This window comes from Mesorhizobium sp. WSM4884 (assembly GCF_029625675.1).
GTDB lineage: Bacteria > Pseudomonadota > Alphaproteobacteria > Rhizobiales > Rhizobiaceae > Mesorhizobium.
This window is the reverse complement of record NZ_JARTVO010000002.1, coordinates 449,742-469,327: the sequence shown is the minus strand read 5'-3', so window position 1 is coordinate 469,327 and position 19,586 is coordinate 449,742. Positions and strand designations below refer to the sequence as shown.

Genomic DNA, 19,586 nt, shown 5'->3' with positions numbered 1-19,586 from the left:
TAGCTTCGCGGCACTACTTGTTGGTGCGGATCTTTTGCTGCGGATTGATGCCGCCTGCGGCAGTGGTGTCGTTTTCCACGTCGCCCTCTGTCGTGTTCTCGCCGAGCTCGAGATCGTCGCCTTCCTTGCTGCTGCCCTTTGACGTTCCGATGCCCGGATTGTTTTCCAGATCGGCGTCGCTCGGTCTGCGTGATTTATGCTGCTTGGTGCTCATGGCAGACTCCTTCCAAGATTGCTGGATGAGGAACAGATTGGTCGCCGCGAATGTTCCGGGACGCATTTGACCGCCGCCGCGCCTTGAGACTTCTTCAAAGTCCGAACGGATAGGTTTCGGGTACACCGGTCCTGGCATGTTCCGGTCCAAGCGGCGTCACCGCTTTGGTCTTGTCGAACCAGACGAAGGCATCGAACTGGCGCGGCAGCGAGGCATCGGCATAGTGGCTGCGCAGTTCGGTTTCCGGCCTGTAGATCACGCCGATGAAGCGCTCCAGCCGCCGCTCCAGTAGGCGATGCCGCAGCGCGGCGTCGCGGTCCATATCGAGGAGGAAGCGCGACACGCCGCTGTCATGGCAGAGCCGTTCATAGCTGTCCGCATGCGAGGGGCGCACCCGCATGACCTGCATCGGAGCATCCCAGTCCGAAGCCGCGGCCACCGTTCCGGAATCGGTGCCGAAGCCGATCAGTGCCGCCTGCTCGCCGAAGCGCTCGCGGCACAGCTGACCGATGTTCAGTTCCTCTCTTATCGTTCCCATCTCGGTGAAGCGGGCGTCGCCGATATGCGAGTTGTGAGCCCAGACGACCGCCTTTGAGCCCGGGCCGCGCGCCTCGAGCAGATGTTCGAGTGTTTCGAACATATGCCTGTCGCGGAGATTCCAGGATTCCGTTCCACCGTAATACATGATGCGATAGTAGCGCTCGGCCGCGGCGACCAGCCTTGCGTTCTGCGCTGCGTCGAGGAAATCGGTGCCGTCCTGGCGGGCATAGTCCAACTGCCTGGCAAGCAGGTCACGGCATTGCTCTAGAACCGCCTGCTCGCATTTGCGATAGCCGGCGCTGAGCACGGCGCGGCCGTAGGTCGAGGGCTCCTTCTGCCACGGCGTCAGACAGCCATAGCGTTGTCGCGCCGCTGCCGCCGCTTCCGGATCGACCTTGTCGAGATAGCGAAGAACGGCCGCGATCGAGCCGCTCATGTTGTAGATGTCGAGACCGTAGAAGCCGATCCGACGGTTCTCGTCGGCGATGCCTTCGTTGCGATCCCGCATCCAGCTGACAAAGGCCTCGAAATCGGTGTTGCGCCACATCCAGGTCGGGAAGCGTTGGAATGGCGGTTCGGCTTCCGCGCGCCCCGTCCGGCGACGCACGTAGCGATCGATGGCTGCGGCATCCGGCCAATCTGCCTCCACCGCGACAACGGAGAAACCATGCTTCTCGACAAGCCTGCGCGTGATCGCGGCGCGTGCCCGATAAAATTCGGAGGTGCCATGGCTGGCCTCGCCGAGAAGAACCACCTGTCGGTCTCCGAACCGATCGAACAGGTGGCCGAAGGCCGGATCCGCAAAATCGGGCAATGACTCGGCAGTCGCTGCGATCATTTCCGGCAGGCTTCGCCCGCGCGCCAGCGGCGTCACGACCGCTGGGCGATGATCCTCGGGCAGAGACCGCTCCGCCCAGCCCTGTTCTCCGATGAGCGGAACGAACTGCACGCCTCCGAGGTCCTCCTCCTCATAGGTCGTGGCCCCGGTGCGCGTGACCCTGAGCAGGCGCTGGCCGTCCATCTCGCTGCCGACCGGTATCACCAGGCGGCCGCCGATATCGAGCTGTTCCTGCAGTGCCAGCGGCGCGCCGGGACCGGCAGCCGCCACCAGTATGGCATCGAAAGGAGCTGCGTCGCGCCAGCCCTTGGTTCCGTCGCCGGCCCGGACCTCGATATTGTCGTAGCCGAGGCGTTCGAAGCGTTGGCGGGCGGTTGCCGCAAGCGCTGCGTGGCGCTCGATCGTGTGGACACGGCCGGCGATGCGGCTCACCACCGCTGCGGCGTAGCCCGAGCCGGTGCCGACCTCGAGCACGCGGTCGCCGGGATCGATTTCGGCCGCCTCGATCATATAGGCGACCATGTAGGGCTGCGAGATTGTCTGGCCCTTGCCGATAGGCAGCGGCGTATCCTCATAGGCGAATTCCTCGAAATCGTGTTCGACGAACGCCTCGCGAGGAACCATTCGCATGGCCTCCAAGACCAGGGGGTCGTGGATTCCACGCTGTGCGATCTGGATATCGACCATCCTGCCGCGTGCTAGAGAGGGATCGTACATCAGCGCCTCCCGTCGTCATTGGTTCGCCGCCTTGTCGCAGAACAATTTGCAACGGCGAAAGTTTCATGGACTGCCTGATTCCAGACACCAGCGGCCGGGCGCCCTCAAAACGGCTTCTCGCCGACCACCTCGAAGCGCTCGACAGCACAGTGCTCGGAGACCACCGCCAGCACATCCGTCGAAGGCTCGATGGTGTCGGGCTGCTTCCATTGAACGCTGAAGGAAAACACGAAGCGGTTGCGGTCGGCGTCGTGCTCCACAGCGATGAAGCGTGCGTCGTAGCCAAGCGGCCGTACCATGTCCCCGATGTCGGGCGGCGAGTTCTTCGGCCATGAGACCGACAGGATCGCCTTGTGGTTGCGGGAAATCTTGAGGTCGACCCATTTCAGCGCCTGCAGGGTCAACAGCGTTAGAACGGTCGCGATTGCGGCGAGGCCGAACTGACCGCCGCCGAAGGCCAGCCCGATCATCGTCACGATCCACATGGTGGCGGCGGTGGTGACACCGGTGACGAGATCGCCGCGCCTCAAGATGGCGCCGCCGCCGATGAAGCCGACGCCGGTGAGCACGCCGAGCGCAAAACGCATCACGTCCATGCGCACGAAGGAGTCCGGCCCTTTGCCGGACACATCGAGCAGCATGTTGGCCTGGACCATGGCGACGCAGGCCGCGAGGCCGACCAGTATGGTTGTGCGCAGCCCGGCGGAGTGGCCGCGCGCTTCGCGGTTCAAACCGATGAGAAAACCTGCGACCAGTGTCGCCAACAGCCGCGCGGCGAGATCCAGCCAGGTCGGATGAAGCGGCATGTCACAGCAAAGCGGCTCGAACATCGTCCGTCAGGGCACCTGAGCGCCCTCCGTTGCGTCTGGAACGTTCAACTGGGCTTGGCCGCCGATGGTTCCGTGGCCGGAGCAGTTCGACTCCGTAGGCGCGAACGGTCCTTCATCGGACGACGATGCTCAGCACCAGTGCCAGCACGACGAAACCGACGAGCCCGGCGATGAAGATGATACGCCTTGCGCGCGTGCGCAGAATGATTTCGCCTTGGCGCACGTCCTGCCCGGAAAAGACCGGGCCCTCCTTGTCGCGATCCTTGCTCACGATTTGCTCCTTGCCTGCGGATGGGGCGAGGAAGGTGTCAGCACAGGAACCGATTCGCCGGCGTGAAGTTCCGCCGAATTCGTCTTGGCGGAGTGGCGGATGGCCTCTCGCGACGGATTTCAGCCGGTCGCGGGAGATGGGGGTTAGCCGAACTTCGGGTCGGGGCTCCCCGACTTGCACCGCCTAGCCCTAGCCGACAAGGGCGCGGCCTGATCTTCGGCGCCCTATGCAAAATTTAAAACGTTTGCAATTCTATAAAAGCCGATTACAAACGTTTCAACACTGCATTCGGGAGGAACGATTGCCGGCCCGTGTCACTACGCTGAGGGAGCTTGCGGCCAGCCTCGGCCTGTCGATCACGACGGTATCAAGGGCGCTTGCGGGCCATCAGCAGATCGCCCTGAAGACGCGCGAGCGCGTTGCCCAGGCGGCGCGCCAGGCTGGCTATGTCCCCAACACCGCCGCGCGCACGCTGGTTTCTGGCCGCAGCGGCTTCATCGGTCTGGTACTGCCGATCCGCGGTCCGAACCTGGTCGATTCCTTCCTTGGCGAGTTCGTCACCGGGCTCGGCGAGGGGTTGGTAGCGCATGGCGCCGATCTTATCCTCGCCACCGCCGCGCAGGATCAGGCCGAGCTTGCCGTGCTGCGCCATGTCGTCGAATCCGGGCGCGCCGACGGCGTCGTCGTCACCCGCATTGCCGAGATCGACGAGCGGCTCGCCTATCTGCGCAAGCGCGGCTTTCCGTTCGTCGCCCATGGGCGGCTGCTCGACAGCGACTTTGCCTACAATTGGCTCGACACCGATGGCGCCCATGCCTTCGGCGAAGCCTTCGACATGCTCTATGATCTCGGCCACCGCCATTTCGGCCTGGTGACGATTTCCGAGCCGATGACCTTCAGGCACCTCAGGCAGGACGGTCTCGCCGCCGCGATCGCCCGCCGCGGCGATCCTTCGGTGCGGCTCGACGTGGCGACCGCGCCGCGCTTCGATCGCGGCTCCCGCATTCAGGCCGTCAATCGCATGCTGCAAGGCCCCGATCGGCCGACCGCCATCGTCGCCCTGTTCGACGAATTGGCGCTGACGGTGATGGAGGAGGCGGCGCGCGCCGGCCTCACTGTGCCGCGCGATCTCTCCGTCATCGGCTTCGATAACGTCCTTGCCTCGGCTTATGCGCCGCCCGGCCTGACCACTTTCGACGCTTCGATCCGCCAGTGCGCGCGCGAGATCGCCGACATGCTGCTCACCGTCATTGTCGACAGGCCGGCCGAGCCGCTGACGCGGCTGATACGGCCGACGCTGGTTCCACGGGCGAGCCATGGGCCGGCACCAAGGAAGACAAGCTGACGCCGGCATGACGACGTCAATCCAGGGAGGACGAGCATGAAGACCACGTTGAGGAAACTGGCGGGCGCCGCGCTGGCGCTGTCGTTTGCCGTTGGCGGCGCCCAGGCGCAGCAGGTGCTGTTCTGGTCGACCCAGGCGCGGCCGGTCGAGGAAACGCAGAAGATGCGCGACGAGGTGCTGAAAGGCTTCGACGGTCCAGTCGACTATCAGGTTGCCGAGGACGGCCCCTGGCTCACCCGCCTGCAGGCCGAATTGCAGGCCGGCTCCGGCACCATCGGCCTGCTCGGCGGCCTGCATGGCGACTTCTCCACCGTCGGCGCCAACCTGGTCGATCTGTCCGCCGTCGATGTCGGAGGGGTCAAGGTCAACGAGGCCTACAAGAAGCTCGGCATGCTCGGCACCGGCGAGCAGAAATACATGCCCTGGATGCAGGCCACCTATCTGATGGCGGCGAACAAGCAGGCGCTGCAATATCTGCCGCCGGGCGTCGATCTCAACACCATCACCTACGACCAGCTGATCGAATGGTCGAAGACCATCGCCGAAAAGACCGGCTCGCCGAAATTCGGCTTTCCGGCCGGGCCTAAGGGGCTGAGGCACCGCTTCTTCGAGGGTTTTCTCTATCCGTCCTATACCGGCTCGATGGTGACCAAGTTCCGCTCGCCCGAAGCCGAAACCGCCTGGAACAAGTTCAAGGAGCTGTGGCAGTACACCAACCCGAACTCGACCAGCTACGCCTTCATGCAGGAGCCGCTGCTGAGCGGCGAGGTGTGGATTGCGTTCGACCACGTCGCCCGTCTCGCCGACGCCTTCAATCAGAAGCCCGGCGACTTCGTCGCCTTCCCGGCGCCGGCCGGTCCCGCCGGCCGCGGCTTCATGCCGGTGGTGGCCGGCGTCGCCATCCCGAAGACCTCGCCGGACATCGACAAGGCCAAGGCCCTGGTCGCCTACATGCTGAAACCGGAGACGCAGATCGCGACGCTGAAGGCGACCAATTTCTTCCCTGTCGTCGACGTCAAGCTGCCTGACGACATGCCGGCCTCGGTGAAGGCGTTCGGTCCGGCCATCGCCGCCATGACCGGCGCCCCCGATGCGCTGCCGGCGCTGCTGCCGATGGGGCTCGGCGATCTCGGCGGCAAGTTCAACCAGATCTACACCGACAGCTTCGAGCGCATCGTGCTCGGCGGCGAGGACGTGCATGGCGTGCTCGAAGAGCAGGCGGCCGCGCTCAAGGCGATCATCGACCAGGCCAAGGCGCCGTGCTGGGCACCGGACAAACCGTCCGAGGGCGCTTGCCCGGTCGACTAGCCTTCACCAGAAATCCTCCCAAGGGGTGCCCGGAGCTTGTGCTCCGGGCGCCAGGGCCGCGGCCCTCGACTGCGGCGCGCAAAGGATAAACACCATGAACGGCAAGGCTCTGCCCTATCTGCTGCTGATGCCGGCGACGCTATTCCTGTGCACCTTCTTCCTCTATCCCTTCGTGCTGGTCGCCTTCGAGGCGGTGACCCGCGGCGGCGCCTTCACGTTCGACAATTTTCGCACCATGGCCGGGAGCTGGAAGTTTCCGGCCACCGTCCGCAACACGCTGCTGCTTGCGGCAATCGTCGTGCCGATCCAACTCGCCATGGCGCTGCTGATGGCGAGCATCGTGTCGCGGCTGGAGACCGGGCGCAGCGCCGCGCTTTACATATTCGCCATTCCGCTCGGCATTTCCGACCTTGCCGCCGGCCTGATATGGCTTGCCATCTTCGACCAGTCCGGCTTCCTCAACACGCTGCTTTCCGGTCTCGGTATCGTCGACCGGCCGATCATGTTCCTCGGCTACCAGAGCAAGCTTACCATCTTCATCGCTGTGGCGCTGGCTGAGATCTGGCGCGCCACCGCGATCATGATGGTCATTCTCGTCGCCGGCATGGGGCTGATCCCCAAGGAATATTACGAGGCGGCGGAAGTCTTCGGCGCCGGCCCATGGAAGCGCTTCGTGCGCATCACGCTTCCGCTGCTGCGCCCCAGCCTGCAGACGGCGATCATCCTGCGCGTCATCCTCGCCTTCGAGGTCTTCGCCGTCGTTGCAGCACTTGGCGGCACCAATCTGCCGGTGCTGATGGGCGAGACCTACAACTGGCAATTCACGCTGCAGGACCGCAACGTCGCCGCCGCCTCGGCGCTGCTCATCCTCGCCATCTCGATCGGCTTCACGCTGTTCTTCCTGAGAGTGCTGCGCGTCCCCAAGGAGGCGCGCATATGAGCGCCGTCGCCGAAGCGCCTGTCACGGCTGCAACCGCCGAGGCGCGCAAGGCCGGCGGCTGGCTGCTCTTCGCCACCGCCATCCTGCTTTGCGTCTGGGTGCTGCTGCCGATCTATCTGTTGATCGTCAACGCGCTGTCGTCGCCGCAAGAGGTGACCGCTTTCCCCAAGCGCATCTTTCCATCCTTCGATCTCGGCAGCCTCACCTTCTTCATCAATTTCGCTGGCGTCGCCAGGGCGCTTTGGAACTCGGTTCTCGTCGCCACGCTGACGATGATCCTGTCTATCGGCTTCGGCGCGCCGGCCGGTTACGCGCTGTCGCGCTTCGATTTCCCAGGCAAGGGCGCGTTCCGGTTCCTGGTGCTGATGACCCGCGCCTTCCCGCTGCCGCTGCTCGCGCTGCCGCTGGCGGTGATGTTCATCCGCACCGGGCTCGACGACACCGCGATCGGACTGGCGCTGGTGCACACCACGCTGGCGCTGCCTTTCGCGGTGCTCATCACCTTCTCGCTGTTTTCCGGCATTCCGGTCGAACTGGAGGAGGCTGCCTGGACACTCGGCTGCACGCGATGGCAGGCCTTTCGCAAGGTGATCCTGCCGCTGGCGCTGCCTGGTATAGCCGCGTCCGCCGTGTTCGCCTTCACCATCTCCTGGAACGAGGTATTCGCCGCCGCCGTGCTCACCATCGAGAACCGCACGCTAACCGCCTTCCTGCTGCAGAGCCTCGGCGAGTCGCCGCTCTATCTCAAATTCGCCGGCGGTGCGGCCCTGGTCGTGCCGTCGCTGATCTTCATCTTCGCCGTCCGGAAATATCTGTTCGCCATGTGGGGGATCGCCAACCGATGACGCGCGACACGGAGAACGTTCATGGCTGAAATCGCGATCAAGGGCGTGGCCAAGCGCTTCGGTGGCTTCACCGCGCTGCATCAGGTCGACCTCGCCATCGCCAACCAGGAATTCGTGGTGCTGCTCGGCGCCTCCGGCTGCGGCAAGACCACGCTGCTGAGGATCGTCGCCGGGCTGGAGACGCCGAGCGAAGGCGAGGTCTGGATCGGCGGCCGCCGCGTCGATCATCTGCCGCCGCGCGACCGCGGCATCGCCATGGTGTTCCAGAACTATGCCGTCTTTCCGCATCTGACCGTGTTCGAGAACATCGCCTTCGGTCTGCGCATGAAGAAGCTGCCGCAGGCCGACGTCGAGCGGCGCGTCAACCGCACGGCAGAGTTGATGCATATCGAGCAGCTCTTGAAGCGCTATTCCGGTCAGCTTTCCGGCGGCCAGCGCCAGCGCGTCGCGGTTGCCCGCGCCCTCGCCATGGAGCCCGACGTCATCCTGATGGACGAGCCGCTGTCCAATCTCGATGCGCTGCTGCGCCTGGAAATGCGCGCCGAGCTCAAAGGCGTGCTGGCGGCCTCGAAAACCACGACCATCTACGTCACCCACGATCAGGTGGAAGCGATGAGCCTCGCCGACCGCATCGCCGTCATGCATCAGGGCCGGATCGTCCAGGCCGCCTCGCCGGTAGAAGTCTATCGCAATCCGGCCGCTCGCTTCGTCGGTTCCTTCATCGGTAACCCGCCGATGAATTTCCTGCCCGCCACAAAGGCCGCGAATGGCGGCTGGAGCGTCGCCGGGCTGACGCTGCCCGGCCCGAAGTCGGACCGGCAAGCGATCGAATTCGCCATCCGCCCCGAGGACGTCGATGCCGGCGAGGCGGGTCTGCCCGCCACCGTGCGCGTCATCGAGCCCCTCGGCCCGCACACGCTGGTCACTTGCGACGTCGAAGGCGGCCTGTTCCGCGCCGTGCTCGACTCCAACGCCGCCGTTGCCGTTGGCGACCGCCTGCGGCTCGCCCCCAAGCCTGACCGCATCCGCTGGTTCGACCCTGAAACCACCAATGCCGTCTGAAAGACCTCGATCTGCCATGACAGCCCCAACTGCCCAAGACATCATCGCCCGCGCCGTCGAGGTGCTGAAGGAAAACGACCACGGCGACTACACCATCCCGACGAAGGGGCTCTATCCGTTCCAGTGGAACTGGGATTCCTGCCTCACGGCGCTTGGCCTCGCCCACTATGACGAGGCGCGTGCCTGGACCGAGATCGAAACGCTGTTCGCACACCAATGGCCCGACGGCATGGTTCCCCACATCGTCTTCCATGTATGGAACGATGGCTACTTTCCCGGGCCCGAGGTCTGGCGCACCGGTCGCCCGACCGCCACCTCCGGCATCACCCAGCCGGCCGTCGCCGGCTTTGCCGTGCGCCGGCTGTTCGACCGGGCGCGCGACAATAAGCTTGTCGTGGAGCGGGCTCGCAGGCTGCTGCCCAAGATCGATGCCTGGCACCGGTGGTTCTATGAGAACCGGGATCCCAAGGGCGAGGGGCTGGTTGCGATCATCCACCCCTGGGAGTCCGGCCGCGACAACTCGATCGATTGGGACGACGCCTTCGATCGTGTGCCGACCGAAGGCGTCGAGCCTTACACTCGCCGGGACATCTTGCATGCCGATCCGGCGCATCGGCCGACCAAGGCGCAGTACGATCGCTATCTCTGGCTGGTGCAGCATTTTCGCGGGCTTGGCTGGGACAATGCCCGGCTGCACGATGCCTCGCCGTTCCAGATCGTGGATCCCGGTTTCAATGCCATCCTGATTCGTGCCTGCGTTGACCTCGCCGATCTCGCAGAGGTGCTCGGCGAAATGGAGATCGCCAATGCCAATCGCGCCCGCGCCCAAAAAGGCCTTGCGGCGATCGAGCGGCTGTGGAGCGAGGCGCATGGCCAGTATCTCTGCCTCGACCGCGTCGCCGGCAAGCTCGTCGACAGCGCCTCCGTCGCCGGCCTCCTGCCGGCTTTCGCAGCCATTCCGGAGGATCGCGCCGCTTCGATTGCCGGCACCATCGAGCGCCTGGCCGGCATGGCGCGCTTTATCGTACCGTCGCACGATCCCGCCGACCCGCGCTTCGACGCCGGGCGCTACTGGCGCGGTCCGGTCTGGCTGGTGGTCAACTACATGATCGCCGACGGACTTCTCGCTGCCGGCCACGGTGAGGTCGCCCGCCGCATCACCCGCTCTAGCCTCGACCTGATCACGGAAAGCGGCTTTGCCGAATACTATGACCCGAAGAGCGGCGCGCCGCTTGGCGGCGGCCGCTTTACCTGGACTGCGGCGATGGTGATCGAGTTTTTGCGCGGCGCGTAAGCATGCGCCGGAACGACGAAAACGGGCAGGAACCTTGTCGGCTCCTGCCCGGTGTCGTCCGGATCGCGAGATCGGCCGAACTCAGCCGAACTTCGGGTCGAGGCTGCCCGACTTGTAGCGCTTGGCCATGTCCGACAAGGGGATCGGCTTGATCTTCGGCGCGTTGCCGGCGGTGCCGAACTGCTCGAAGCGATCCTTGCAGAGCTTCTTCATCGCCGCCATGGCGGGCGTCAGATATTTGCGCGGATCGAACTCCGACGGATTCTCGGTCAGCACCTTGCGGATCGCGCCGGTCAGCGCCATGCGGTTGTCGGTGTCGATGTTGATCTTGCGCACGCCATGCTTGATGCCGCGCTGGATCTCCTCCACCGGCACGCCCCAGGTCGGCTTCATCTGGCCGCCATATTTGTTGATGATCTCCTGCAGCTCCTCCGGCACCGAGGACGAGCCGTGCATGACCAGATGCATGTTGGGCAGGCGGCGGTGGATCTCTTCGATCACGTTCATCGCCAGCACCGCGCCGTCCGGCTTGCGCGAGAATTTATACGCGCCGTGGCTGGTGCCCATGGCGACCGCCAGCGCGTCGACATGCGTGTCGCGCACGAACTGCTCGGCCTGCACGGGGTCGGTCAGCAGCTGGTCGTGGCTGATTGCGCCTTCTACGCCGTGGCCGTCCTCCTGCTCGCCGCCGCCGCTTTCCAGCGAGCCGAGCACGCCGATCTCGCCTTCCACCGAAACGCCGCCCCAATGCGCCATGTCGACGACGCGCCGCGTGATGCCGGAATTGTAGGCGTAGTCGGCCGGCGACTTGCCATCCTCCTTCAGCGAGCCGTCCATCATCACCGAGGTGAAGCCGTATTGGATCGCGGTGACGCAGGTCGCCTCGTTGTTGCCGTGGTCGAGATGCATGCAGACCGGGATGTCGGGATGGATCTCGACCAGCGCGTCGATCAGCTTGGCCAGCACCACGTCATTGGCGTAGGCGCGGGCGCCGCGGCTGGCCTGCAGGATGACCGGCGACTTGGTCTCCTCGGCCGCTTCCATGATGGCGAGCCCCTGTTCCATATTGTTCATGTTGAAGGCAGGCACGCCGTAGCCGTGTTCGGCGGCATGGTCGAGCAATTGTCTCAGTGTGATGCGAGCCAACGAATAGTCTCCCGTATCTGGTTCGAGCCGTGTTTGAAAGGCCGCCCAGGCGGGCGGCCCGTTGCTTCTGGCCGGATTTCCGACGCACCGCAACCACTCTCGTTGCGGTCCTGAAATCCAAATCGGTTTAGTTCTGGTGCACCGGTGCTCAGGCGGCGATACGTGCGCGCGCGGCAAGGATTTCGACGCAGGCTTTCGCCGCTTCCTTGCCCTTCACGCGAAAATGCTCGTGGAAGAAGCGGTGATGCTCGGCGCTCTCATGGTAGTTGTGCGGCGTCAGCACGGCCGACAGCACCGGCACGCCGGTCGCAAGCTGCACGGTCATCATGCCGTCGATGACGGAGCTTGCGACGAAATCGTGCCGATAGATGCCGCCATTGACGACGAAGGCGGTGCCCAGGATCGCGACGTAGCGGCCGGTCTCGGCGAGCGTCTTGGCGTGCAGCGGGATCTCGTAGGCGCCCGGCACGTCGAAGACATCGACGGCAAAGCCGAGGGCGGTAAGCTCCGCCTCGAAAGCCGCCACGCACTGGTCGACGATATCGGCGTGCCAGCGCGCACGGATGACGGCGACGCGACGGTATGCATGATCTTTGGGGAAATGCTGATTCATGGGTCCTTCCTTCCGTTTCGAACCAGAATCAGGACGCACGACGCAAAAAACCGGCCCGCGCGAGCGGACCGTCCTTGCGTACGTTCCCTTCCATCCGGACTGTAACCGTCGGCTCCGGAATCACACCGGATCTGCTGACCCTCCCGTTGACGGGAGGCGCTCGCGGGCTTGGGTCGAGACCCTTACCGCCGGTGGGGACTTTCACCCCGCCCTGAGAACATTGACGGTGATTTGTATGGAGGGGGCGGAAGGCGCTGTCAATTGGCGACTAGCCAATCTCTCCACAAGGGGAGATTGGCTCTCACCCCCGCTCCGGAAACATCGCCCTCAGCCCCTCGCGCGAGGCCTTCGCCACGCCGCGTTCGGTGATCAGCCCCGTGACCAGCCTTGCCGGCGTCACGTCGAAGGCGGGATTGGCCGCCGGCGTAGCATCCGGCGAGACGCGCACCTGGGCGACCTTGCCGTCGGCAGTTTTGCCCCAGACCAGCGAAACTTCGTCGCCGGAGCGCTCCTCGATCGGAATTTCCGCAAGCCCGTCGGCTACGGTCCAATCGATGGTGGGCGAGGGCAGCGCGACATAGAAGGGCACGTCGTTGTCGGCGGCGGCCAAAGCCTTGAGATAGGTACCGATCTTGTTGCAGACGTCGCCATTGGCCGTGGTGCGGTCGGTGCCGACGATCACCATGTCGATGTCGCCATGCTGCATCAGGTGGCCGCCGGCATTGTCGACGATCAGCGTATGCGGCACGCCGTGGCCGGCCATCTCCCAGGCGGTCAGCTGGGCGCCTTGATTGCGCGGTCTGGTCTCGTCGACATAGACATGGACCGGGATGCCGGCTTCCGCAGCCAGGTAGATCGGCGCGGTGGCGGTGCCGTAGTCGACCGTCGCCAGCCAGCCGGCGTTGCAATGGGTGAGGATGTTGACCGTCTCGCCCGGCTTCTTCTTCGCCGCGATCGCCTTGATGATGGCGAGCCCGTTCTCGCCGATGGCGCGGTTCAGCCCGACATCCTCGTCGGCGATCTCGGCGGCACGGCGATAGGCGGCCTCGACGCGCTCTTCCGATGCGAGCGGCTTGAGAAACCGCCGCATCTCGTCCAGCGCCCAGCGCAGATTGATCGCCGTCGGGCGCGTCCTGTGCAGCGTTTCCCAAACCGCGTCGAGCGCTTCGTCCGACGGATCGTCCGTCATCTGGATGGCGACGCCATAGGCGGCGGTGACGCCGATCAGCGGCGCGCCGCGCACCCACATGTCGCGGATCGCGGTGGCGATGCCGGCAACTGTTTCGATCGTCTCGATGCGAAACTCATGCGGCAGCCAGCGCTGGTCGATGATCTCGACCGAACGCTTGTCGTCGCTGAGCCAAATGGTGCGGTAATGGCGCTCGCCGACGTTCAAATTCTGCTCTCCTGTTCGATCAGCGCGGCCAAGGTGTTGACCTCGTCGATGCTGTGGATCCGATGCCGGTTGACGGCGATGTGGCGGCCGAAGCGCAGTGCCTTGGCCTCACATGTGGCGCGCAGGTCTTGATCGGCAATGGTCTCGAAATCGGCGTTGTGGGCGAGGCCGAGGATGCGCCTGTGCACCTCGATGCCGGCAAAGCCCAGCAGGTCGGTCCAGATGCCGGCAAGCATGTGGTCGAGCGCCTGTTCGGCGCCCAGCCTGTCGCCTTGATCCTCGAACAGGCTCTTCTGGTAAAGCATGCCGGTGCGCTCGGTCCGCCACAGATGCGAGAACTCGGCACGGAACACGGCCCAGGTTTCGGCCGTGACCTTGAGCAGATAGGCGCGCATCGAATCCCGGCTGCCCTTCTCCTCATGGCCGCGCTGCGAGAAGTAGGCCATCCAGAAATTGGCGAGCAGCATGCCGACGTCGAAGGCGATCGGGCCGTAGAAGGCGAACTCCGGATCGATCATCCGGGTCTCGGTGTCCGTCACCATGATCGAGCCGGAATGCAGGTCGCCATGCAGCAGCGTCTCGGCATTGGCGGCGAAGAGATGTTTCAGCCGCTGCGCCTCGACCTTGAGGTCGCGGTCGGCCCGCAGCTCGGCCACCAGGCCGTCGAGCTGCGGGCTGGTGTGCCGGTTCATCTCGGCGTCGAAATAGGGGTCGGAGAACACCAGGTTCTCGGTGATGTCGCAGAGCTCGACATTGTCGGCGAATAAAGCGAGATCGGCCTTGCGCTCGCGCGCCGCCATCGACAGGTCCGAGCCGCGAAACAGCGTGCGGGCCATGAACAGGCCGATGTCGCGCGCGATATTCGGCAGCTCGCGTCCGTCGATCAGCGCGCGCCTGAGGATTACGTGCGGCGGCGCCAGATACTCCATCACGATCAGCGCTTGCGTCTCATCAAAATGGTAGATCGCCGGCACCGAGCCGGGCGCTCGGCGCTCCTGCCTGGTCAGGGCATGATATTCGAAGAAGGAGCGCTTCAAGGGCAGCGGCCAGCTGTCGCCGACCAGCCGCACATAGGGCAGCGCTTGCTTCACTACCGCGGCGCCCTTGTCGCTCTCGACGATGAAGACGAGGTTCAAATTGCCGTCGCCGACCTCGCGTACCTTCCACTGGCTGGCGTCCTTGCCGATGCGCTCGGTCAGCGCCGCGTTTCCGCCAAGGCGCTTCGGCAGCGTCTCCACCGACAATGCTTCGAACGGCTTCCTCTCGGTCATCCTCTCCCCTCCTGCTCGTGGGTCGCCAACGATAGCGGAGCCACGGCGGCGGGGCCAAGCTAGGTAGCGCTCTGGCAATTGTCAATCGTGTTGACAATTGACGAGTGAGCCCATAGCGTCATGGTCAGGGAGGAACGAATGGGCGCAGATGCCGTGTTCCGTGTGGAGGGCCTGAGGAAATCCTTCGGCCAGAACGAGGTGCTTGGCGGCATCTCGGTCGAATTGCATGCCGGTGAGGTTACCGTGCTGATGGGCGCCAACGGCGCCGGCAAGTCCACGCTGGTCAAGATCATCAGCGGCGTCTACGAGCGCGGCGGCGGCGCGATGCGGCTTGCCGGCCAGGCATTCGACCCCGTCACGCCGGCGGAAGCCATCCGCGCCGGCGTCGTCACCGTGCATCAGAACATCAACGACGGCGTGGTGGCCGATCTCGACGTCTCCACCAACCTGACGCTCGACCGGTTGAGCGGCAAGGGCGCATCGCTGCTGTTCAAGCCTGCCAATGTTCGCGCCGAGGCAAGGGCCGTCGCCGACCGCATGGGCCTCGCCATCGACCTCAGGGCACGCGTCGCCGACCTTTCGCTCGCCGACCGGCAGATGGTGGCGATTGCGCGAGCAATGGCACACCAGCCCAAGGTGCTGATCCTCGACGAGCCGACCTCCTCGCTGTCGAGCGCCGAAGCAGACCGGCTGTTTTCGCTGATCGACCGGCTGCGCGGGCAGGGTGTCGCGATCCTCTACATCTCGCACCGCATGTCCGACATCCGGCGCCTTGCCGACCGCATCGTCTCGATGCGCGACGGCGTCATCTCCGGCGTCTTCGACCAGAAGCCGCTCGACTATGAGGGCGCCGTCAACGCCATGCTCGGCCGCAAGATCCACCTCGACCAGGTCGTCGCCAGAAATTCGGCGCGCGCCGTCTTCACCGCCGAAGGCCTGCAGCTTTCGCAGGGCGCCAAGCCGATCTCGATGACGCTCGGCGCCGGCGAGGTGGTGGCGATCACCGGTCTCGTCGGCGTCGGCAAGACGGCGCTGGCCGAAACGCTGTTCGGCGTGCGCAGGCCGCTGGCCGGCACCATGCATATGGACGGCAGGCCCTACGCGCCGCACTCGGCGCGCGCAGCGATCGCCGCCGGCGTCTTCCTCGTCGCCAAGGATCGCGCCGACAGTGGCATCGTCGGCGGCTTCAACATCGAGCGCAACATCAGCCTGCCGTTCCTCAAGCGCATGTCGGGCCTCAGTGTCGTGAAGCGCCGCGTCGAGCGCGCCGCCGCCCGCCGCCAGATCGGCGAGCTCGGCATCGTCTGTCGTTCGGAAAAGGACGAGCTCTCGGCGCTGTCCGGCGGCAACCAGCAGAAGGTGATGGTGGCGCGCTGGATGTCGCAGGCCTCGCGCCTATTCATCCTCGACGAGCCGTTTCAGGGCGTCGACATCTCGGCGCGGCGCGACATCGCGGCTAAGCTGAGGGCCAGCGCCGACGGCCGCGCCACGCTCCTCTTCGTCACCGAGATCGACGAGGCGCTTGAGACTGCCGATCGCATTCTCGTGATGTCGGAACACACGATCGTCGGCGAGCACAGGAACGCCGATATCGATCTCGACCGGCTGCTGGCTGAAGTGGCCGGCGGGCCGCTGCACAGCGCGGCGTGAGATTGCACCGATGACGATACTTGGAGTGCATGCATGAGTTCCAGTTTGGCGGAGAGGGCAACAGCGCCGGAGCGTTCGATGACATTGCGTGACTATGCCATCCGCTATGGTTTCATCGTCCTTCTGGTCGGGTTGATCGCCTATTTCGCGATCGCCGCCGACGGGTTCGTCTCGCCGCAGAGCGCCGTCTTCATTTTCCAGTCGGTGGCGATTACCGGCGTGTTGGCGCTCGGCGTCACCGCGACGCTCGTCGTCGGCGGCTTCGATCTGTCGATAGGCTCGGTCGCCACCAGCGCCATGATGGCCGCCTCCTACGCCATGGTGGTGCTGGAGCAGAATGCCATCGTCGCCGTCATCGCCTGTCTGGTCATCGGCGTGGTCGTCGGCCTGATCAATGGCTGGCTGATCGTCTATATGCGCGTCCCCGATCTCTTGGCGACGCTCGGCATGATGTTCTTGCTGCTCGGCCTGCAGCGCATTCCGACCGAGGGCCGCTCGATCGCCACCGGCATGACGTTGCCCGACGGCTCGGTCGCCAACGGCAAGTTCTCGGAAGCCTTCCTGGCGCTCGGCCGCCACCGCATCGACTTCTTCATCCCGAGCCTGATCCCGGTTTCCGTGGTGGTGCTCGTCGTGCTCGCGGTGCTGATCTGGTTCTTCCTCGAATACACCCGCTTCGGCCGCATGATGTATGCCGTCGGCAGCAACGAACGCGCCGCTGAACTCGCCGGCGCCCCTGTCAAGGCATACAAAATCTGGGCCTATGTCATTTCGGGAGTTTTTGCCTCGATCGGCGGGATTTTGCTCGCCGCCCGGCTTGGACGCGGCGACATCGCCTCGGGTAATAATCTGCTGCTCGACGCAGTAGCGGCGGCGCTCATCGGCTACGCGGTGCTCGGCGCCGCCAAGCCCAACGCCTTCGGCACGGCCGTCGGCGCGGTCTTCGTCGGCGTTCTTCTGCAGGGCCTGACGATGATGAACGCCCCTTACTACACGCAGGATTTCGTCAAGGGCGCGGTGCTCGTCGTCGCCCTTGTCTTCACCTTCGCCCTTTCCGGCAGGGGCAAGAGATAGTTTCGACCGGGGCATGAATAGAACAACGGAGGAAGACGACGTGAGCATCACAAGAAGACTTCTGGGAAAGGCCGCACTTGGCCTCGCGGGCGCGGCGCTGCTGATGCAGGGCACGGCATTGGCGGCGGATCGCCCTGCGCCGTTCGACAAGCCGGGCGTCAAGATCGCGCTGGTGCGGTATCTGTCGACCGGTGACTTCTTCCAGGCCTATCTCTCCGGCGTCGAGGCGCAGGCCAAGGCGCTCGGCGTCGACCTGCGCGTGCTGGACAGCCGCCAGGATGCAGCCCTCCAGGCCGACATGGTCGACCAGGCCATCGCGCTCGGCGTGCAGGGCATCATCATCCAGCACGGCCTGACGGAATCGATGAAGGACGCCGCCCAGCGCGCGGTCGACGCCGGCATCAAGGTCGTCGCCTTCGACGTCAATGTCGAGAACCCGAAGATCCCGCAGATCGAGCAGTCCGATCGCGATCTGGCGAAGCTCGCCCTAGAGCAGGCGGTGAAGGACAATGGCAAGGCCTGGAAGGCCGGCTACGTCTATGTCGCCGGCATTGCGCCGCTCGACCGCCGCAACGAAACCTGGGTCGACGTGAAGAAGAAATATTCGGGCATCAGCGAGGTCGCCATGTTCGGCACGCTCGACAACCCGATCGCCAACTCCGTCGCCAACCAGGCGCGCTCGGTGCTGCAGGCGCATCCCGACATCAAGGTGATGTTCGCGCCCTATGACGAGTTCGCCAAGGGCGTGAAGATCGCCGTCGACGAGGCTGGCCTGAACAAGGGCATCAAGATCTACTCGGCCGACATCTCGACCTCGGATATCGCCGCGATGCGCGAGCCGGACAGCGCCTGGGCAGCGACGGCCGCCACCAACCCGGCCGTCGTCGGCCAGGTTTCGGTGCGCGCGCTGGCGCAGCTGCTCGCCGGCGAGGATCCCGGCCACAACGTCATCGTGCCGCCGACGCTGATCACGCAGAAGGAACTCATCGACAAGGACATCAAGAACATGGAGGATCTGTCGGCCAAGCTGCCGCAGTTCGCCCATGCCGACGTCGCGATGCCCGCCTGGATGCCCAACCCGAACGCCAAATAGCGTTCAGCCATCTGCCAAAGGAAAGAGCGGCTCCCAGGCCGCTCTTTTGTTTTGTCGGTCGCTCAGGCCGATCGCGCAGCCCGCGCCAGCCCATGCGCCACCAGGCGGTCGATGACCTCGGGGTAGCTGATGCCGCTTGCTGCCATCGCCTTGGCGTACATGCTGATGTTGGTGAAGCCAGGAATGGTGTTGAGTTCGTTGACCAGGAACGTCATGTCCGGCATCAGGAAAAAGTCGACACGCGCCATTCCGTCGCAACCGACGGCCCTGAAGGCCTTTGCGGCCATCTCGCGCATGCCTTGCTCGACCTCGGGCGGCAGTTCGGCAGGCACGATCAATGCCGCGCCATTTTCGTCGATGTATTTGGCATTGTAGTCGTAGAAGCCGTGACTTTCGGCGGGTACGATCTCGCCCGGTCGTGAGACGAAGAGTTCGCCTTCGGGATCTTCCAGCACGCTGTACTCGATCTCGCGGCCACGAACGAATTCCTCCGCCAGCAGCTTGCGGTCGTGCTGGAAGGCTTCCTCGAGCGCCCGATCGAATTCCTGGCTGGCATTGACCTTTGCGACGCCGACCGATGAGCCTTGTCGCGCCGGCTTGATGAACAGCGGCAGGCTGAGCTGATCTTCCAGCACGGCGAGGGAAGGCGCTGTGCCCCTGTCGATCGTCACCGAACGCGCGACAGGCACTCCAGCCGCCTTCAGCAACCGCTTGGCGATGTCCTTGTCGAGCGCCGTGGCCGAACCCAGGATGCCGCAGCCGGCAAGCGGCACTCGCGCTACTTCGGCCAGCCCCTGGGCGGCGCCGTCCTCGCCATGGAGACCGTGCAGGACCGGGAACAGGACATCGATGGCGGGTAGTTCATGCGGTGGCCCGCCGGCCGGAATGGCCAGCATCCGTCCATGCCCGCCCGGCACCAGGCAGATCTCGGTCCCGCTTGAAGGTGTCGCCAGCGCGCCGTCCTGGAAGCTGCTCAGCAGCCACTGGCCATCGCGGGTGACGAAGATCGGAACGGCATCGTATTTCGCCGGATTCAGCGCATGCATGACATTGGCCGCCGAAAGCAGCGACACCTCCTGCTCGGCGGAGCGGCCGCCAAAGAGCACACCGATACGCAGTCTTTTCTCGGCCATTGATAT

General features: G+C 64.8%; 18 protein-coding genes and 1 riboswitch. Of the genes, 9 read left to right on the top strand and 9 right to left on the bottom strand.

Features of this window, described 5'->3' with window-relative positions; translation table 11 throughout:
- Positions 1-13: 13 nt before the first annotated feature.
- From P9236_RS04865 to P9236_RS04850, 4 genes are all read right to left on the bottom strand, one after another.
- Positions 14-214, bottom strand: a complete 201-nt coding sequence (locus tag P9236_RS04865) for a hypothetical protein (RefSeq protein WP_278073454.1) — start codon at positions 212-214, stop codon at positions 14-16.
- A 94-nt stretch (positions 215-308) separates the two neighbouring features.
- Positions 309-2,309 (bottom strand): protein-L-isoaspartate(D-aspartate) O-methyltransferase, encoded by a 2,001-nt coding sequence (locus P9236_RS04860; protein ID WP_278073453.1) that lies wholly within the window; start codon positions 2,307-2,309, stop codon positions 309-311.
- Positions 2,310-2,413: 104 nt separating this feature from the next.
- A complete protein-coding gene (locus tag P9236_RS04855) occupies positions 2,414-3,115 on the bottom strand; it encodes an MgtC/SapB family protein (RefSeq protein WP_278073452.1) in 702 nt (233 codons plus the stop codon).
- A gap of 136 nt (positions 3,116-3,251) precedes the next feature.
- Positions 3,252-3,410: a peptide ABC transporter permease gene (locus tag P9236_RS04850; RefSeq protein ID WP_278073451.1), complete on the bottom strand. Its 159-nt coding sequence runs from the start codon at positions 3,408-3,410 to the stop codon at positions 3,252-3,254.
- Positions 3,411-3,711: 301 nt separating this feature from the next.
- Between P9236_RS04850 and P9236_RS04845 the strand changes: the two genes are divergently transcribed.
- The 6 genes from P9236_RS04845 to P9236_RS04820 all read left to right on the top strand — a co-directional run bounded on the left by P9236_RS04845 (position 3,712) and on the right by P9236_RS04820 (position 10,204).
- On the top strand, positions 3,712-4,755 hold the full coding sequence (locus P9236_RS04845) for a substrate-binding domain-containing protein (protein ID WP_278073450.1): 1,044 nt from the start codon (positions 3,712-3,714) through the stop codon (positions 4,753-4,755).
- A 36-nt stretch (positions 4,756-4,791) separates the two neighbouring features.
- Positions 4,792-6,063 (top strand): ABC transporter substrate-binding protein, encoded by a 1,272-nt coding sequence (locus P9236_RS04840; protein WP_278073449.1) that lies wholly within the window; start codon positions 4,792-4,794, stop codon positions 6,061-6,063.
- A 94-nt stretch (positions 6,064-6,157) separates the two neighbouring features.
- On the top strand, positions 6,158-7,003 hold the full coding sequence (locus P9236_RS04835; protein WP_278073448.1) for a sugar ABC transporter permease: 846 nt from the start codon (positions 6,158-6,160) through the stop codon (positions 7,001-7,003).
- Entirely contained in the window at positions 7,000-7,848 is an 849-nt protein-coding gene (locus P9236_RS04830) for a carbohydrate ABC transporter permease (protein ID WP_278073447.1), read from the top strand. Before P9236_RS04835 ends, P9236_RS04830 begins: the two co-directional genes overlap by 4 nt.
- Positions 7,849-7,869: 21 nt before the next feature.
- Positions 7,870-8,910, top strand: coding sequence for an ABC transporter ATP-binding protein (locus P9236_RS04825; protein ID WP_278073446.1), 1,041 nt, complete (start codon positions 7,870-7,872; stop codon positions 8,908-8,910).
- A gap of 16 nt (positions 8,911-8,926) precedes the next feature.
- Positions 8,927-10,204 carry a trehalase family glycosidase gene (locus P9236_RS04820; RefSeq protein WP_278073445.1) on the top strand — a complete coding sequence of 426 codons (1,278 nt, stop codon included), beginning with the start codon at positions 8,927-8,929 and terminating at the stop codon, positions 10,202-10,204.
- Positions 10,205-10,285: 81 nt separating this feature from the next.
- Here the strand turns inward: P9236_RS04820 and fba are convergent, their stop codons facing one another.
- The 4 genes from fba to mtnK all read right to left on the bottom strand — a co-directional run bounded on the left by fba (position 10,286) and on the right by mtnK (position 14,630).
- Positions 10,286-11,350 carry a class II fructose-bisphosphate aldolase gene (fba, locus tag P9236_RS04815; protein ID WP_278073444.1) on the bottom strand — a complete coding sequence of 355 codons (1,065 nt, stop codon included), beginning with the start codon at positions 11,348-11,350 and terminating at the stop codon, positions 10,286-10,288.
- A gap of 148 nt (positions 11,351-11,498) precedes the next feature.
- Entirely contained in the window at positions 11,499-11,963 is a 465-nt protein-coding gene (locus tag P9236_RS04810) for a 6,7-dimethyl-8-ribityllumazine synthase (RefSeq protein ID WP_278073443.1), read from the bottom strand.
- Between the two features lie 78 nt (positions 11,964-12,041).
- Positions 12,042-12,186, bottom strand: a riboswitch (FMN riboswitch).
- A gap of 78 nt (positions 12,187-12,264) precedes the next feature.
- A complete protein-coding gene (gene mtnA, locus P9236_RS04805; RefSeq protein ID WP_278073442.1) occupies positions 12,265-13,359 on the bottom strand; it encodes an S-methyl-5-thioribose-1-phosphate isomerase in 1,095 nt (364 codons plus the stop codon).
- Positions 13,356-14,630 carry an S-methyl-5-thioribose kinase gene (gene mtnK / locus P9236_RS04800; protein WP_278073441.1) on the bottom strand — a complete coding sequence of 425 codons (1,275 nt, stop codon included), beginning with the start codon at positions 14,628-14,630 and terminating at the stop codon, positions 13,356-13,358. The genes mtnA and mtnK overlap by 4 nt, the downstream gene beginning before the upstream one ends.
- A gap of 138 nt (positions 14,631-14,768) precedes the next feature.
- On the opposite strand from mtnK, the gene P9236_RS04795 reads away from it, so the two are divergent.
- The 3 genes from P9236_RS04795 to P9236_RS04785 all read left to right on the top strand — a co-directional run bounded on the left by P9236_RS04795 (position 14,769) and on the right by P9236_RS04785 (position 18,447).
- A complete protein-coding gene (locus P9236_RS04795) occupies positions 14,769-16,280 on the top strand; it encodes a sugar ABC transporter ATP-binding protein (protein ID WP_278073440.1) in 1,512 nt (503 codons plus the stop codon).
- A 78-nt stretch (positions 16,281-16,358) separates the two neighbouring features.
- On the top strand, positions 16,359-17,354 hold the full coding sequence (locus P9236_RS04790; protein WP_278073439.1) for an ABC transporter permease: 996 nt from the start codon (positions 16,359-16,361) through the stop codon (positions 17,352-17,354).
- A 40-nt stretch (positions 17,355-17,394) separates the two neighbouring features.
- Positions 17,395-18,447, top strand: coding sequence for a substrate-binding domain-containing protein (locus tag P9236_RS04785; protein ID WP_278073438.1), 1,053 nt, complete (start codon positions 17,395-17,397; stop codon positions 18,445-18,447).
- 62 nt (positions 18,448-18,509) lie between these two features.
- Here P9236_RS04785 and P9236_RS04780 read toward each other — a convergent pair whose 3' ends face one another.
- The gene (locus P9236_RS04780; RefSeq protein ID WP_278073549.1) at positions 18,510-19,586 is read right to left on the bottom strand and encodes a D-alanine--D-alanine ligase family protein; all 1,077 of its coding nucleotides are present in this window, start codon (positions 19,584-19,586) and stop codon (positions 18,510-18,512) included.

Coding starts and splice junctions, on each gene's coding strand:
- P9236_RS04865 (WP_278073454.1), bottom strand. CDS start 214: ATGAGCACCAAGCAGCATAAATCACGCAGACCGAGCGACGCCGATCTG.
- P9236_RS04860 (WP_278073453.1), bottom strand. CDS start 2,309: ATGTACGATCCCTCTCTAGCACGCGGCAGGATGGTCGATATCCAGATC.
- P9236_RS04855 (WP_278073452.1), bottom strand. CDS start 3,115: ATGCCGCTTCATCCGACCTGGCTGGATCTCGCCGCGCGGCTGTTGGCG.
- P9236_RS04840 (WP_278073449.1), top strand. CDS start 4,792: ATGAAGACCACGTTGAGGAAACTGGCGGGCGCCGCGCTGGCGCTGTCG.
- P9236_RS04835 (WP_278073448.1), top strand. CDS start 6,158: ATGAACGGCAAGGCTCTGCCCTATCTGCTGCTGATGCCGGCGACGCTA.
- P9236_RS04830 (WP_278073447.1), top strand. CDS start 7,000: ATGAGCGCCGTCGCCGAAGCGCCTGTCACGGCTGCAACCGCCGAGGCG.
- P9236_RS04825 (WP_278073446.1), top strand. CDS start 7,870: ATGGCTGAAATCGCGATCAAGGGCGTGGCCAAGCGCTTCGGTGGCTTC.
- P9236_RS04820 (WP_278073445.1), top strand. CDS start 8,927: ATGACAGCCCCAACTGCCCAAGACATCATCGCCCGCGCCGTCGAGGTG.
- P9236_RS04810 (WP_278073443.1), bottom strand. CDS start 11,963: ATGAATCAGCATTTCCCCAAAGATCATGCATACCGTCGCGTCGCCGTC.
- mtnK (WP_278073441.1), bottom strand. CDS start 14,630: ATGACCGAGAGGAAGCCGTTCGAAGCATTGTCGGTGGAGACGCTGCCG.
- P9236_RS04795 (WP_278073440.1), top strand. CDS start 14,769: ATGGGCGCAGATGCCGTGTTCCGTGTGGAGGGCCTGAGGAAATCCTTC.
- P9236_RS04790 (WP_278073439.1), top strand. CDS start 16,359: ATGACATTGCGTGACTATGCCATCCGCTATGGTTTCATCGTCCTTCTG.